This is a genomic window from Streptomyces sp. 71268, from assembly GCF_029392895.1.
Lineage (GTDB): Bacteria > Actinomycetota > Actinomycetes > Streptomycetales > Streptomycetaceae > Streptomyces.
This window is the reverse complement of sequence record NZ_CP114200.1, coordinates 2,987,711-3,002,160: the sequence shown is the minus strand read 5'-3', so window position 1 is coordinate 3,002,160 and position 14,450 is coordinate 2,987,711. Positions and strand designations below refer to the sequence as shown.

At 70.7% G+C, this 14,450-nt stretch carries 12 protein-coding genes and 1 pseudogene; 6 read left to right on the top strand and 7 right to left on the bottom strand.

All coding sequences use genetic code 11. The annotated features are described in order from the left end of the window. The first annotated feature begins 98 nt into the window (after positions 1-98). The 4 genes from OYE22_RS11115 (at position 99) to OYE22_RS11100 (ending at position 5,469) form a co-directional block, all read left to right on the top strand. The gene (locus tag OYE22_RS11115) at positions 99-860 is read left to right on the top strand and encodes an isoprenyl transferase (RefSeq protein WP_176163794.1); all 762 of its coding nucleotides are present in this window, start codon (positions 99-101) and stop codon (positions 858-860) included. A 386-nt stretch (positions 861-1,246) separates the two neighbouring features. Further along, a complete protein-coding gene (locus OYE22_RS11110; RefSeq protein ID WP_277320261.1) occupies positions 1,247-2,569 on the top strand; it encodes a PhoH family protein in 1,323 nt (440 codons plus the stop codon). A gap of 392 nt (positions 2,570-2,961) precedes the next feature. Continuing rightward, entirely contained in the window at positions 2,962-3,726 is a 765-nt protein-coding gene (locus OYE22_RS11105) for a transglycosylase SLT domain-containing protein (RefSeq protein WP_277320260.1), read from the top strand. 126 nt (positions 3,727-3,852) lie between these two features. Beyond that, entirely contained in the window at positions 3,853-5,469 is a 1,617-nt protein-coding gene (locus tag OYE22_RS11100; RefSeq protein WP_277320259.1) for an AI-2E family transporter, read from the top strand. 485 nt (positions 5,470-5,954) lie between these two features. Here the strand turns inward: OYE22_RS11100 and OYE22_RS11095 are convergent, their stop codons facing one another. Together OYE22_RS11095 and OYE22_RS11090 are read right to left on the bottom strand one after the other, a co-directional pair. Further along, positions 5,955-6,488 carry an alkyl hydroperoxide reductase gene (locus OYE22_RS11095; RefSeq protein WP_176163798.1) on the bottom strand — a complete coding sequence of 178 codons (534 nt, stop codon included), beginning with the start codon at positions 6,486-6,488 and terminating at the stop codon, positions 5,955-5,957. A 23-nt stretch (positions 6,489-6,511) separates the two neighbouring features. Continuing rightward, a complete protein-coding gene (locus OYE22_RS11090) occupies positions 6,512-7,069 on the bottom strand; it encodes a peroxiredoxin (RefSeq protein ID WP_277320258.1) in 558 nt (185 codons plus the stop codon). A gap of 132 nt (positions 7,070-7,201) precedes the next feature. Between OYE22_RS11090 and OYE22_RS11085 the strand changes: the two genes are divergently transcribed. Beyond that, a complete protein-coding gene (locus tag OYE22_RS11085; RefSeq protein ID WP_277320257.1) occupies positions 7,202-8,164 on the top strand; it encodes a hydrogen peroxide-inducible genes activator in 963 nt (320 codons plus the stop codon). A 327-nt stretch (positions 8,165-8,491) separates the two neighbouring features. On the opposite strand, the gene OYE22_RS11080 is transcribed toward OYE22_RS11085, so the two are convergent. After that, entirely contained in the window at positions 8,492-9,022 is a 531-nt protein-coding gene (locus OYE22_RS11080; protein ID WP_277320256.1) for a hypothetical protein, read from the bottom strand. Between the two features lie 618 nt (positions 9,023-9,640). On the opposite strand from OYE22_RS11080, the pseudogene OYE22_RS11075 reads away from it, so the two are divergent. Further along, a pseudogene (locus tag OYE22_RS11075) lies at positions 9,641-9,994 on the top strand (LysR substrate-binding domain-containing protein); the annotation flags it as partial. A gap of 13 nt (positions 9,995-10,007) precedes the next feature. Here OYE22_RS11075 and OYE22_RS11070 read toward each other — a convergent pair. The 4 genes from OYE22_RS11070 to OYE22_RS11055 all read right to left on the bottom strand — a co-directional run bounded on the left by OYE22_RS11070 (position 10,008) and on the right by OYE22_RS11055 (position 14,376). Further along, positions 10,008-10,604, bottom strand: coding sequence for a Uma2 family endonuclease (locus tag OYE22_RS11070; RefSeq protein ID WP_277320255.1), 597 nt, complete (start codon positions 10,602-10,604; stop codon positions 10,008-10,010). Positions 10,605-10,691: 87 nt separating this feature from the next. After that, entirely contained in the window at positions 10,692-13,172 is a 2,481-nt protein-coding gene (locus OYE22_RS11065; RefSeq protein ID WP_277320254.1) for an ABC transporter permease, read from the bottom strand. Then, entirely contained in the window at positions 13,169-13,855 is a 687-nt protein-coding gene (locus OYE22_RS11060) for an ABC transporter ATP-binding protein (protein WP_277320253.1), read from the bottom strand. The genes OYE22_RS11065 and OYE22_RS11060 overlap by 4 nt, the downstream gene beginning before the upstream one ends. Further along, complete coding sequence (locus OYE22_RS11055) at positions 13,852-14,376, bottom strand: PadR family transcriptional regulator (RefSeq protein ID WP_176163802.1); 525 nt, start codon at positions 14,374-14,376, stop codon at positions 13,852-13,854. The genes OYE22_RS11060 and OYE22_RS11055 overlap by 4 nt, the downstream gene beginning before the upstream one ends. Positions 14,377-14,450: the final 74 nt, after the last annotated feature.

The following is a 14,450-nucleotide window of genomic DNA, read 5'->3' as shown; positions in this document are numbered from 1 at the left end:
CGAACCCCCGCCCCGGCAGTAGGGTGGCGCCCTTGGAGCGGCGCCACGGACGAACCCGGACGAAGACGAAGGCGCCGCGGCATGGAGGGCTGGAGAACGTGAAGCTGCGCGACCTGGTGTACGGGCTCTACGCACGCCGGGTGGAATGGCGCCTCGATCACGACCAGGTGCCCAAGCACATCGGCGTCATCCTCGACGGGAACCGACGCTGGGCGCGCGCCGCCGGAGGCACCACGGCCGAGGGACACATCGCCGGCGCCAACAAGATCCGCGAACTCCTCGGCTGGTGCACCGAGACGGACGTCAAGGTCGTCACGCTGTGGCTGCTGTCCACGGACAACCTCAACCGCCCGGACGACCAACTCCAGCCGCTGCTGCGCATCATCGAGGGCGCCGTGCGCGACCTGGCCGCCGACGGCCGCTGGCGGGTGCACCACGTGGGCACCCTGGACCTGCTGCCCGCGCAGACGCAGACCGTGCTGAAGGAGGCCGAGGAGGCCACCCGGCACGTGAACGGGATAATCGTCAACGTCGCCGTTGGCTACGGCGGGCGGCAGGAGATCGCGGACGCGGTGCGCTCGCTGCTCCTGGACCACGCCAGCCGGGGCACCACGTTCGAGGAACTGGCCGAGGTCGTCGACGTCGAGATGATCGCCGAACACCTCTACACCCGCGGCCAGCCCGACCCCGACCTGGTCATCCGCACCAGCGGCGAACAGCGCCTGTCCGGCTTCATGCTCTGGCAGAGCGCGCACTCCGAGTACTACTTCTGCGAGGTCTTCTGGCCCGCGTTCCGCAAGGTGGACTTCCTGCGCGCGCTGCGTGACTACGCGGCACGCCACCGGCGGTACGGCGGTTAACGTCAGGTAGCGCCAGGGAACGGCAGACGACGAATCACCGACGTTGTCATATGCCCGGGCATGGGCCGCGCACTTGGCGGGAATGTTCCTCTCACGTCGGCACCCCACCCCTGGGGTGCCGGAATGCCAGCGGGCGGCATGGGTGCCGCCCGCCCGGGAGGGCCTTTGCACCCAGGACGCCCGTGCCGAACGGATGGCGCAGCCCCTGGCTTCGCCGCCACTTCGTGGACGGCGCTCGCGGAAGGCCGGCGCACGGCCCCCGCAGGGTCCGAGCCCGGCCCGTCCCCCGCCGCCGGACGGGGCCCGTGTGCCCCGCCATGGGCGGGGACACCCCACTCCCGCGACGCCGTCGCACCCCAACCTCTCCCGAGGGGGTTCGTCCACCCGTGGTGACCAGCAAGAAACGCCGCGAGCACGACCGGCGCACCTATGTCCTCGACACCAGCGTCCTGTTGGCCGACCCAGGCGCCATGGCCCGCTTCGACGAGCACGAAGTCGTGCTGCCCGTCGTCGTGGTCACGGAGCTTGAGGCCAAGCGGGCCCACCCCGAGTTGGGGTACTTCGCCCGGCAGGCGCTGCGCCTGCTCGACGAGTACCGCATCCGGTTCGGCCGGCTCGACGCCCCGATCCCGATCGGCGACCTCGGCGGCACGTTGCGCGTCGAGCTCAACCACTCCGATCCGGGCATCCTGCCGGCGGGCTTCCGCCTGGGGGACAACGATTCCCGCATCCTGGCCGTCGCCAGGAACCTCCAGGCCGAGGGGTACGACGTCACCGTCGTCTCCAAGGACCTGCCGCTGCGCATCAAGGCGTCGTCGGTGGGCCTGCTCGCGGAGGAGTACCGGGCGGAGTTGGCCATCACGGACTCGGGTTGGACCGGCATGGCCGAGCTGACCGTGGAGCCGGAGCAGGTGGACGAGTTGTTCGCCGCCGAGACCGTCCACCTGCCCGAGGCGGCGGAACTGCCCGTGCACACCGGACTGGTCCTCCAGTCGGCGCGCGGCAAGGCGCTCGGCCGGGTCACCGCGGACGGTGACGTACGCCTGGTACGCGGCGACCGGGAGGCGTTCGGCATCCACGGGCGCAGTGCCGAGCAGCGCATCGCGCTCGACCTGCTGCTCGACCCGGAGGTCGGCATCGTCTCGATGGGCGGCCGGGCCGGTACGGGCAAGTCGGCGCTGGCGCTGTGCGCCGGGCTCGAAGCCGTCCTGGAGCGGCGTCAGCACCGTAAGGTGATGATCTTCCGGCCGCTGTACGCGGTGGGTGGCCAGGAGCTGGGCTACCTGCCGGGCAACGAGGCCGAGAAGATGAGCCCCTGGGCGCAGGCGGTCTTCGACACCCTGTCAGCGGTCACGTCGGCGGAGGTCATCGAGGAGATCGTGGGCCGCGGCATGCTGGAGGTGCTGCCCCTCACGCACATCAGAGGCCGCTCGCTGCACGACGCGTTCGTCATCGTGGATGAGGCCCAGTCACTCGAACGGAACGTTCTGCTGACTGTTTTGTCCCGCATCGGGGCCAATTCGCGTGTCGTCCTCACCCACGACGTGGCGCAACGCGACAACCTTCGGGTCGGCCGTTACGACGGCGTGGTCGCGGTGGTCGAGAAGTTGAAGGGCCATCCGCTCTTCGCACACGTCACGCTCACTCGCTCGGAGCGCTCGCCCATCGCCGCCCTGGTGACCGAGATGCTGGAGGAGGGGCGGGTTTAGTCCGACTCGTCCACCACGACGCCGCGCGGCGAAGCCGGGAGCTTAGCCGCGCGGCGTCTTGTCGCGCTTGAATTTCCTCGAATAGGTGCCGCCAAACGCCATGTGAGCTTTCCCACGCAGCGGAGAATTGCGTCCGAGTCGAGGCTCCGGCAGGGTGTGGGTCCTGTCAGGCCCCGCATACGACACAGCCTCAACCCCAGCGTTGAGGCGCCCCATACAGAGCAGAACTGAACAGCGTTCGTCGTATGCCGCCCGAGCACCACGCGGACCTCTTCGGAGGGCGCACCGGGTCCGTGCCTCCCGTGACCAACCGTTCCCAGCACCACCGGGAGCGGCCGAGGGAAGCCAGCGCCAGGGGCACGATTGCGTCCGCGAGGTCACCTATGTGGACGATGCTGGAAGGAAACCGTGTGAGCCGGATCTCGGTCCGGGGATTCGCAGTGGCCTCGGCTACTGCGGTCACCACCGTCGGCGCCGTCGTGGGCGTCGCGTCAGGCAGCGACAAGGGCTCGACCACCGAACCGGTCGAGGCCACCGCGGCCGACACGACCATCCTCGCGGAGATTCCCGCCGGGCAGCAGGCCCAGGTGCAGACCGCGTCCCTGACGCAGCAGGCAGACGTCCAGTCCACCGCCGCCGACGCGGAGGCCAAGAAGTCCGCGGAGGAGTCGGCCCGCAAGCAGGCGGCCAAGGACGCATCGGCCAAGAAGGCCGCGGCGGAGAAGGCCGAGAAGGAGAAGGCGGAGAAGGAAGCGGCCGAGAAGAAGGCCGCCGAAGAGCGTGAGAAGGAGAAGGAAGAGGCCGCCAGCCGGTCCGCTTCCCGCGACTCCGTCTCCACCTCCTCCTTCCCCCAGCAGGGCTCCTACTCGGTCGCCGAGGTCCAGGCCATCGCCCGGCAGATCGTCCCGGCCGACCAGTTCCAGTGCTTCAGCAACATCGTGAACCACGAGAGCACCTGGAACTACAAGGCCACCAACCCGTCCTCGGGCGCGTACGGCTTGGTGCAGGCGCTTCCCGCCTCCAAGATGTCCAGCGCGGGCGCCGACTGGCGGACCAACCCGGCCACGCAGATCAAGTGGGGCCTCAGCTACATGAACGAGACGTATCAGGGCCCGTGTGGCGCCTGGTCGTTCTGGCAGTCCAACCACTGGTACTAAACGGCGTCAGGCCCGCTCCGGGGCCCACGTGACGTGACGAAGCCCCCGACCGCGACCGGTCGGGGGCTTCGTGTGTGTAACGTCATCCCGGACGGCCTCGGGGGGAGTGGGGGTAGGAAGTAATTCATGTCCAGATTGCCACGGTGGGTCGGCGGTCTCGGGGCCGGGCTGACCCGGCTCGCCGAGCGACTCGACGCACGACGCGAGGAGACGGGCCCGGCCGCGTCCGACGAGCCGCGCGACACGATACGTACGCCCGCGACGCGGCCGCCCGGCGCTGAGACCGTCGCCGCGTCGGGCGAGTCCACGGCCGGCGCCGGCGGTGCCGGGGCGCCCGCGCCGACAGCCGCGCGAGCGGCCGTGACGCCGCCGCGGGCCGCGCCGGCCGGCGAACCGGCGGGCGCGGGGGAGGCCCAGGTGCCGGCGCCGCCGCTGTACGCGCCGGCCATAGCGCCGCGCGCCGACCCCGTGGCCGCCGTCCCCTGGGGCGTGCGGGTCGCCGCGGAGGTGGGGTGGCGGCTGCTGGTCCTCGCGGGCACGGTCTGGGTGCTGATGCGGGTCATCAGCGCGGTGCGCTTGGTGGTCCTCGCCTTCGTCGCGGCCCTGCTGATCACCGCGCTGCTCGAACCGACGGTCTCCCGACTCCGGCGCCGGGGCGTGCCCCGAGGTCTGGCCACCGCCATCGTCTTCATCGCGGGCTTCGTCATCATGGGGCTGGTCGGCTGGTTCGTCGTCTGGCAGGTGATGGAGAACCTGGACTCGCTCTCGGAACGGGTCCAGGACGGCATCGAGGAACTGCGCCGCTGGCTGTTGAACAGCCCGTTCCACGTGACCGAGGACCAGATCAACGACATCGCGAAGAACCTGCGCGAGTCGATCGGGAACAACACCGAGGAGATCACCTCGGCCGGTCTGGAGGGCGTGACGTTCATCGTCGAGCTGCTGACCGGCATCATGCTCGCGATGTTCAGCACGCTGTTCCTGCTGTACGACGGGCCGAAGATCTGGAACTGGGTGCTCAAGCTGTTCCCCGCCTCCGCCCGGGAAGGGGTCGCGGGCGCGGGGCCGCGCGCCTGGCAGACGCTGACGGGTTACGTGCGGGGCACGGTGATAGTGGCTCTCATCGACGCGATCTTCATCGGCGTCGGCATCTTCTTCCTCGACGTGCCGATGGCGGTGCCGCTGGCCGTCTTCATCTTCCTGTTCGCCTTCATCCCGCTGGTCGGCGCGGTGATCTCGGGCGCGCTCGCGGTCGTGGTGGCGCTGGTGACCCAGGACGTCTTCACGGCGGCGATGGTGCTGATCGTGGTGCTCGCGGTGCAGCAGATCGAGGGCCACATCCTCCAGCCGTTCATCCTCGGCCGGGCCGTGCGGGTGCACCCGCTGGCCGTGGTCCTCTCGGTCGCGGCGGGCTCGCTGATCGCCGGCATCGGGGGCGCGGTGGTCGCCGTGCCGCTGGTGGCCGTCGCCAACACCGTCGTCGGCTACCTGCGGGCGCACGCCAAGGAGCAGGCGCTGCGCGCGATGCCGGGCCCACACGGGGCGACGGTGGCGGAGCTGACCCCGACCGTCCCCGCGCACGCAGCCTCCGCGCCCGCCGCCGCCCACCCCGCGCCGTCGGGGCAGCCGGCGCCGGCGGACGAGGCCGGGCCCATGCGGAAGCCGGCCGCGCCACCGGCCCAGGAACCGCCCGCGGCGCCCTCGTCGCCCGGCCCCGACCAGGCGCCCCCGCCGACCGACTGACGGCACCTCACCTCGCGTCCCGCCGGGCCCTCGTCCACCGCGACGGGGGCCCGGTCTGGTCTCGTCCCGTAGCGACGCTCCACCCGGCCGGCACGTACCCTCCCGGCGCCCGGGTCGGTCCGACGCGCCGGATGTCGCGCGCCGGGGCGGCCGCACGGCCCGGCGCCTACCAGTCCGCCATCCAGGTGAGCCGCGGGCGACCGCGCGACACGCCGCGGGGCCACGCGGGTGACCCTCGGTCGGCGTACCGGCAGTTGGCCCCCCTCACCCGGGTGGCCCCACGCCGCCCCGGCGACAGACCCCGAAAACACCCAGGGGCCTGAAACGCCCAGGCCCGAACAACACACAGGCCCCGTGGACAGCGAACTGTCCACGGGGCCCTCGTGCGGGGTGGCGCGTGCGTACCAGCGGCGTGCGCCGCGCCATCGTGCTCGTACGGCCGTGCCGGTCGTACGGGGTGAGCCGCGTCCTGCCGGCTCCGCCGGCTACTCGGCCAGGGCCGCCTCGGCGTCGAGCGTGGCGCCGACGGCCTGCAGCACGGAAGCGATCTTGAACGCCTCCTGGATCGTCTCGCGATCCACGCCGGCCTTGCGGAGCACCTGCTCGTGCGAGTCCAGGCACATGCCGCAGCCGTTGACCGCGGAGACCGCGAGCGACCACAGCTCGAAGTCGACCTTGTCCACGCCCGGGTTGCCGATGACGTTCATCCGCAGGCCCGCGCGCAGGTTGCCGTACTCCGGGTCCGACAGCAGGTGCCGGGTCCGGTAGAAGACGTTGTTCATCGCCATGATGGCGGCGGCCGACTTGGCCGCGGTGTACGCCTCGGGGGAGAGGTTGGCCTTGGCCTCCGGCTCCAACTCCCGCAGGACGCGCGGCGAGCGGGAGGCGATGGCGCAGGCGAGCACCGTGCCCCACAGCTGCTGCTGCGGCAGGTTGGAGTTGCCGATCACCGAACCGAGGTTCAGCTTGAGGTCCTTGGCGTAGTCCGGAACTGCGGACTTCAGGTCATCGAGTGCCACGGGTGTTCCTCAGTCTCGTTCGTTCACTCGCCGGAGAGCAGCGCGACCGGGTCGAGGGTCTCGTCGCCCTTGGTCCAGTTGCAGGGGCACAGCTCGTCGGTCTGCAGGGCGTCGAGGACCCGCAGGACCTCCTTGGGGTTACGACCCACGGAGCCGGCGGTGACCATGGTGAACTGGATCTCGTTGTTCTGGTCCACGATGAAGACGGCGCGCTGCGCGAAGCCGTCGGCACCCTCGACGCCGAGCGCGCGCATCAGCTCGTGCTTCGAGTCGGCCAGCATCGGGAAGGGCAGGTCCGCCAGGTCCGGGTGGTCCTTGCGCCAGGCGTGGTGCACGAACTCGGAGTCGCCGGAGACACCGAGGACCTTGGCGTCACGGTCGGCGAACTCGTCGTTCAGCTTGCCGAACGCGGCGATCTCGGTCGGGCAGACGAAGGTGAAGTCCTTCGGCCAGAAGAAGACGACCGACCAGCCGTTCTTGAAGTCCTCGGAGCTGTACTCCTTGATCTCCAGCTTGTCGGTCGAGGGGCCCTCGACACCGAGGAGCTGCCAAGCGGGGAACTGGTCACCAACAGTGAGCACGGGCTCTCCTTGTGAGCAAGGAAACCCCTGTGACAGGAGTTTCCTGGGGGCTGGACGAAGGCCACAGTGCCACAGAAGCCATTGATCGCGGAAATAGCTAAACTGGGAACAGTTGATCGGAGGTGGTTATCAGTGGTGGCGCCCGTCACACCCGGGAGCAGGCCCCGGCAGCCCAGTCTCGCCCAGCTCCGCGCCTTCGTGGCGGTGGCCGAGCACCTGCACTTCCGCGACGCCGCGGCCGCCATCGGGATGAGCCAGCCCGCCCTGTCGGGGGCCGTCGCGGCCCTGGAGGAGGCGCTGGGCGTGCAGCTTCTTGAGCGTACGACGCGAAAGGTGCTGCTCTCCCCGGCGGGGGAGCGGCTGGCCGAGCGGGCGCGTACGGTGCTCGACGCGGTCGGCGAGCTGATGGAGGAGGCCGAGGCGGCCCGGGCCCCGTTCACCGGGGTGCTGCGCCTCGGGGTGATCCCGACCGTCGCGCCGTACCTGCTGCCGACCGTGCTGCGGCTGGTGCGTACCCGCTACCCGCGGCTCGACCTCCAGGTGCACGAGGAGCAGACCGGCTCGCTGCTGGACGGGCTGGCCCACGGGCGACTCGACCTGCTGTTGCTCGCGGTGCCGCTCGGGGTGCCGCAGGTCGTGGAACTGCCGCTGTTCGACGAGGACTTCGTGCTGGTCATGCCGAAGGACCATTGGCTCGGCGGGCGCGCCGACGTGCCGCGCGAGGCGCTCAAGGAGCTGGACCTGCTCCTTCTGGACGAGGGCCACTGCCTGCGCGACCAGGCGCTGGACATTTGCCGCGAGGTGGGCCGCAACCCGGGCGCCCCGGTGGCCACCAGCGCGGCCGGGCTCTCCACGCTGGTGCAGCTCGTGGCCGGCGGGCTCGGCGTGACGCTGCTGCCGCGCACCGCGCTGAAGGTGGAGACGGCCCGCAACGACCAGCTCACCACCGGCTACTTCGCCGACCCCGCGCCCTCCCGGCAGATCGCGCTCGCGATGCGCGCGGGCGCGGCCCGGCAGCCGGAGTTCGAGTCCTTCGCCCAGTCCCTGCGCGAGGCGATGCGGGCCCTGCCGGTACGGGTGGCGGAGGCGCGTTAGGCGTACCGCCTTGGGAGGTTGGAGACGAGGTGGGCGCAGGTGCTGCGGGGCGGCTCTTTGGGCGCGCTGCGGATTTGGATGATCGGCCCGCCAAACGTTCCGGCACCCCACTCCGCGCGGTGCGTGGTGTGAGGTGCCGGAGTTTCAGCGGGCAGGGGCTAGTGCGGCCTTTTGCGGGCCCGCAATGGCGTCAGCCCGAGGGCCGGCCGCACTTCCCGTTGTGTTGTCGTTTCGGCGAGATACGCACGATCGCTCGCCGCCTTGCTACGAGTGTGCGCTTCAATCAATGCTGCGAGAGAAAGGCGCTGAAAGCTGTGCAGGCATTTACTAGTTGCAGGGGAAGACGTACCTGCTCGTGAAGTTGATGTACAGGCTGCTCGGGCTCTGCCCAGCCTTGGCGGTTACGGGCGCGCAGGCTACCTTGGGTACATAGACCGGGCCCGCGTGCTCGCTGAAATATCCGGAGTCCGTGTCGCAGTTCTTGCCGTCGATGTCACAGACCCCGACGTGCATGTACTTCTTCCCGACGGCGTTGTTGTCGAGAAGCGCGCACCCCCGCCCGTTGTTGCCGATGTAGGTGAAGAGGGCCGCCAACCGCTCGCGGGGGTCTACTCCCTCGGGCAGCGGCTTAACCTGGCTCACCTTGTCGAAGCCCGCGCCACAGATAGTGGCAGCCGCAGCGACGGCGGACGGGTCTTCGGCGACGATCATCCGGGTGTTCGCGTCCGCGTCGGCGGACAACGTGACGGTGGGCTTCTCAATGGGCTTTTCGGTGGCGCCTGCTTGAGGCGCGGTCACGAGCGCCCCGAGGAGAGCCGAAGAGGCGACAACTGAGTGGAGCAGTAACTTGCCACGCATGAGGACCACATCCTTGTATCGAAATGGCCGAAACGATTACCCCTCAGCAAACCTTGCTGTCTTTCGGTAGGTGACGGGCGGCAGTGCTCGTCTGAACGACGCTGACCATATCCGTAATTCGCTGCAGACGGCACAGGTTTATTTCTGCAGTGCCGGATGATCGCTTTCATGCGATTACGCAGAGTGGTGGCTGGATGAGGAGGAGGGGCAATGCGCAAGCTCGGAAGTCTGTCAGGTCCTTTCGGATTGCTACATTCTGTCAGCGTAGTGGTGTGCATCACATCGCCGAGAGGGCTGCAATGGGGCGATATCTTGCCTGTGTGAAAGATATGCACTGGCCTATTGGTGCATGGCAGCAAGATGACATGGGGCGCGGTCGAGACGCATCGCTGCTCATTTTCGCTTCGCGCGCTAAAGCAGACTCGCGGGATGAGAAGTGGTGCGCCCCACGGTGTGCTGGGTGTGGTGGGCCTTCGACGACTGCGGCATGCCCAAGCTATTTGGTCTGCCCCGCACCCAGCGCGGCGTGCTTGAGACGCTGGCCAGCTTTCCGTGGCGGGGAGGGTCTTGAGGCGGCCCCCGCCCCGTGTGGTGTGACGCTGTTGGTTTATTCGGGGGCTGGTCCTTCTGGACGAGGGCCACTGCCTGCGCGACCAGGCGCTGGACATCTGCCGCGAGGTGGGCCGTAACCCGGGCGCCCCGGTGGCCACCAGCGCGGCCGGGCTCTCCACGCTGGTGCAGCTCGTGGCCGGCGGGCTCGGCGTGACGCTGCTGCCGCGCACCGCGCTGAAGGTGGAGACGGCCCGCAACGACCAGCTCACCACCGGCTACTTCGCCGACCCCGCGCCCTCCCGACAGATCGCGCTCGCGATGCGCGCGGGCGCGGCCCGGCAGCCGGAGTTCGAGTCCTTCGCGCAGGCCCTGCGCGAGGCGATGCGGGCCCTGCCGGTACGGGTGGCGGAGCCGGCCTAGCGAGTGGCTGAGGTCAGGGCCGGGCGGCGTCGAGCACGGCCGCCACGTCCAGGGTGATCTCGGCGCCGATGGAGTCCGGCAGGGTGACGTGCTGGCCCGGGGCGTGCACGCGGTGCTCGTCGTACTCGTTGGCCACCGGGTGCCGCAGTACGTGCAGCCGCTCGTGCCTGCGGTCGACGATCACGTAGACCGGCACCTTGGCGATGGCGTAGGCCGTCACCTTCCGCTTGAGGTCGTTGCCGTAGTTGGCCGAGGTGACCTCGAGGACCAGGCGGAAGACGGCCGGGTCGTAGCAGTTGGCCAGGCTGGGGTGCTCCCGGTAGTCCGCGTCCACGATGGACAGGTCCGGTACGGCGTAGTCGTCCGGGCCGTCGGGGAGCCGGATGCCGATGCCCTGGATCACCCGGGTCGCGCCCCGGTGTTGAGGAACGAAGGCGAGGAGCAGATTGGTCAGCGACTCGCCGTGCGGTCCGTCCGGCGGTAGCGTGACCGTGAGCTCGCCTCCGATGATCTCGACGCGGTAGCCGGGGAGTTTGTCGGCGAGCCGCTCGGCCTCCCTGAGCAGGGCGGACGTGCCGGCGCAGGGGGGTTCGACCGCTGCGGCGGACATGGTGCCTCCTGGTGGCTGGTGTCGAGGAGATCGTCGTGGGGCGAGCTCACGGGTGGGTGCCGTACAGCGGGCTTCACCCGATCGGTATCACTCCGTCCGCAGCCCGTCCGGCCGCATCATCCGCCACAGGGGTGGCAGGCTGACCAGCGTCACCAGGGCGATGACGCCCGCGCCGATGCCGACCATCGGGACCAGGGCCGACCAGTCCTGTACCGGCCGGTCCACCATCTTGAGCAGGACGACGCCGAGCGCCGCACCGCCCGCGAGGGAGAGCGTGAGGCCGATGACGACGGGGATGGCGGTCTGCCACAGGACGGAGTAGGCCAGCGTCGAGCGCCGGGCGCCGAAGGCCACCAGGACCGACAGCAGGCGCCTGCGGTCGCGTAGTTGCTCAAGCTGGGTGACGACCATGGACGCCCCGATCAGCAGCAACGTCACCGTCGCGCCGACGAACAGGCCGGTCTGGATGTCCTCGAAGCGCTCGTTGCGTTCGATGGAGGCGTAGACCATCACGGCGGCGCCGGGGTCGGTGCGGATCGCCGTGTTCCGTACCCGCTCCAAGGAGTCCCGCACCGCGGGGTCCGTGTTGAGGTCGACGACCAACCACGGGTCGGCGAGGTCGTCGATGGGCACGGCCGACGGGGTGGCCACGATGCCCTCCACCACGTCGTCCGGCGCGTCCGCGCGCGGCGCCACGGTGCGGGCCGTCGCCGGCACCGTCCACAGGTGCTCCTCCAGCGTGTCGCCGTACCCGGGCGGGGTGACGTCGACGGCCGCGCCCGGCTTGGCGAAGCTGCTCGACGGCAGGCCGCTGCGGAAGACGTCGCCGTCCTTACACGAGCCGACGTCGTAGTAGACGCGCAGGCTCGCGCAGTCGGCGATGAACAGTTCCACGGTCTGAAGGTTCTCCGCCTTCCGGTCGGTGGCACCGGCCTTGCCGATGGTGGCCCGCACCCGGGCCACCACGTCGCGGGCGCCGGGCGTCTCGCGGATGGCGCTGATCGTGCCCACCGCGTCGGCGCTGTCCGTCACGCCCCGCGAGAAGCCGATGCGCGGTTCGTTGGCGTCGTGTCCGGTGTCCTTCTCGAAGTCGTCCTGGACGCCCGCGAAGAGCATCTGGATGGCGACCGCCCCGGCCACCGCGACGGTGACGCCGCTGACGGTACGGGCCGCCGTGCCGCTGCTCAGTTGCAGCCTGCGGATGGCCAGTTGCCAGGAGAGCGGCCCGCCCCGGAAACGGTTCACGAAGCCTTCGACCAGCCACGGGAGCAGGGCGGTCACCCCGACGAGGACCAGCACGGCGCCGGCCGCGACCTGGTAGGTGTTCAGGTCGGTGTCCGCCTGGTAGCTCACGCCGCCGACCAGCGGCAACAGCAGCCCGAAACCGAGCGCGGGCAGCGCCAGGCGCCACCACAGCCGGCGCCGTCTCGGAGCCCCGCCGCGCACCACGCCCAGCGGTTCGATGGTGATGCCGCGCAGCGCCAGCAGGGTGACCAGCACCGCGCACGCGGGCACGGACACCGCGATCAGCGCGGCGAGCGTGGGGTGCGGGGCGACGTCGGAGGGGAAGACGTTGATGTCCCACACCGTGACCGAGCCGACGAACTCCCGCCCGACCAGGAAGATCGCACAGCCCACGGCCAGCCCGAGGAGCGCGCCGACCAGCGACTCGCCGGCCGCGATCCGGTGCGTCATGCGCAGGTCGGCGCCGACCAGGCGTAGCGCGGCCAGCCTTCGGTCGCGCTGCTCGCCGCCGAACCGGACCGCCGTGCCGACGAAGATGGCCACCGGCATCAGCAGCACCACGCACACCATCACGGCCAGCAGGATGAGCACGGCGCTCATCGGTTCGCCCTCGCCGTCGTTGCCGAAGTGGTCGGTGCGTTGGGCGTTCTGCTCGGTGAGCCGGTCGCTGCCGGCCAGGTAGACCAGCTCGGCGGGGCCGAGCAGCCCCTCGTCGGCGATGGTGCCGACGATGCGGTAGTCGGCGAACCGCTCGCGCAGCACGTCGTTGCCGTCGCGCCGCAGCAGGTCGCGCAGCGCGGGCGAGACCATCATCTCGCCGGGGCGTGGCATGGCGGAGACTCCGGGCGGCGCCGGGGGCCGCGACCCCTCCGCGCGCAGCAGGCTGCCCACGATGTCCTCGCCGTGCCACTCGGTGTCGCCGCCGGCGTGCAGGAAGGTCCGGGGGCCCGCCTTGAGGTCCGCGCTCAGGTTCACGACCTGACGGGCCTGGCCGCGCTCCCTGCGGTTGTCGAGGATGCTGGGCACGGCCGCCGCGAGCAGCAGCAGCGCCACGCCGAGGCCGACGCCGACGGCGGTGAGCACCGTACGGGTCCAGCCCTGCCGGCCGCCGGTGACCGCGAACCGGGCGCCGAGCCCGAGGTCGCGGACCCAGCCGGCGAGGTCGAGCGGGCCGCGCAGGCCGCGCGGCTTACCGCCGGGGCCCGGGCCCGCGTCGACGACGGAGGCACCGGACGTCCGGTTGGCTGCGGACGCCCCAAGCGCGTCGCCCGCGCGGGTGTCGGCGGTGTCGGCGGTGTCGGGGGTGCGGGAGCGGGGGTTCACGCGGCGCCCGCCATGTCCCTGGCCTTGCCGTCCCGTACGACGACCTCGCGGTCGGAGTAGGCGGCCACCCGCGCCTCGTGCGTGACCAGGACCACGGCGGCCCGGGTGTCCCGGGCCGCGTCCGTGAGCAGTTGCATCACGCGCTCGCCGTTGAGGGAGTCGAGCGCGCCGGTCGGCTCGTCGGCGAACAGCACGCGCGGCCGGGTGACCAGCGAGCGCGCCACGGCCACCCGCTGGCCCTGGCCGCCGGAGACCTCGCCGGGGCGCTTGGCCCGCACGGTGTCCACCTCAAGGCGCTCCAGCCATTCCACGGCCCGCGCCTCGGCGGCCTTGCGGCCGGTGCCGCTGAGCCGCAGCGGCAGCGCCACGTTCTCCAGGCAGGTCAGCTCCGGGACGAGCTGCCCGAACTGGAAGACGAACCCGAACTCGCCGCGGCGCAGCGCGCTGCGCTCCCGGTCGGGCAGCGAGGACAGCTCGCGGCCGTTGTAGCGCACGGTGCCGGAGTCGGGCTGGACGATGCCGGCCAGACAGTGCAGCAGGGTGGACTTGCCGGACCCGGAGGGGCCCATGACCGCGACGACCTCCGAGGGGTGGATGGAGAAGTCCGCGCCGTCCAGGGCCGGGGTCGGCCCGTAGGACTTGCGCAGCGCGGACGCGACGAGCAGGGAACCGGCGGGGGTCATGCGCGTACCGCCTTGCTGAGTTGGTCGAGCCTGGCCGCGGTGAGTTCGAGCCAGCGCAGGTCGGCTTCGAGGTGGAACAGCGCGTGGTCGCAGATGAGCTGGTCGGCGAGGTCGCCGCCGCGCTTGCGCTGGGTCAGCTCGCGCATCAGCCGCAGGTGCTCGGCGCGCTGCGTGTCGAGCAGGTCGGCCGCGTTCCGGCCGGTCAGCAGCGCGAGGACCACCTTGGTGTAGAGGGTGGACTGAAGGTACGGTTCGGGCTTTTCGGGCTGCGCGAGCCACTGGGCGACGTCGGTTATCCCGGCGTCGGTGATGGCGTACCGCTTGCGCTCGGGGCCGCCTCCGGCCTCGATCCCGTCGACCTCCACGAGGCCGTTCTTCAGCAGGCGGGACATGGTCGAGTAGACCTGCCCGTAGTGCAGCGGGCGGTCGTGTCCGAAGCGTTCGTCGAACGCGCGCTTGAGGTCGTAACCATGGCGGGGCCCGGATTCCAGGAGCCCGAGAAGAGTGTGGCCGATGGACATGTCCGAGACTGTACATCACGTGTATACGCGGTATGTATAGCCGCTGCGTATAGCCGCGGCGTGCAGGCATCGCC

What these genes read in the sequence shown, in the direction of transcription:
- OYE22_RS11060 (WP_277320253.1), bottom strand. Translation starts at nt 13,855, where the DNA reads ATGACCCCCGCCGGTTCCCTGCTCGTCGCGTCCGCGCTGCGCAAGTCC.
- OYE22_RS11070 (WP_277320255.1), bottom strand. Translation starts at nt 10,604, where the DNA reads ATGTCCGCCGCAGCGGTCGAACCCCCCTGCGCCGGCACGTCCGCCCTG.
- OYE22_RS11055 (WP_176163802.1), bottom strand. Translation starts at nt 14,376, where the DNA reads ATGTCCATCGGCCACACTCTTCTCGGGCTCCTGGAATCCGGGCCCCGC.
- OYE22_RS11105 (WP_277320260.1), top strand. Translation starts at nt 2,962, where the DNA reads ATGCTGGAAGGAAACCGTGTGAGCCGGATCTCGGTCCGGGGATTCGCA.
- OYE22_RS11080 (WP_277320256.1), bottom strand. Translation starts at nt 9,022, where the DNA reads ATGCGTGGCAAGTTACTGCTCCACTCAGTTGTCGCCTCTTCGGCTCTC.
- OYE22_RS11100 (WP_277320259.1), top strand. Translation starts at nt 3,853, where the DNA reads ATGTCCAGATTGCCACGGTGGGTCGGCGGTCTCGGGGCCGGGCTGACC.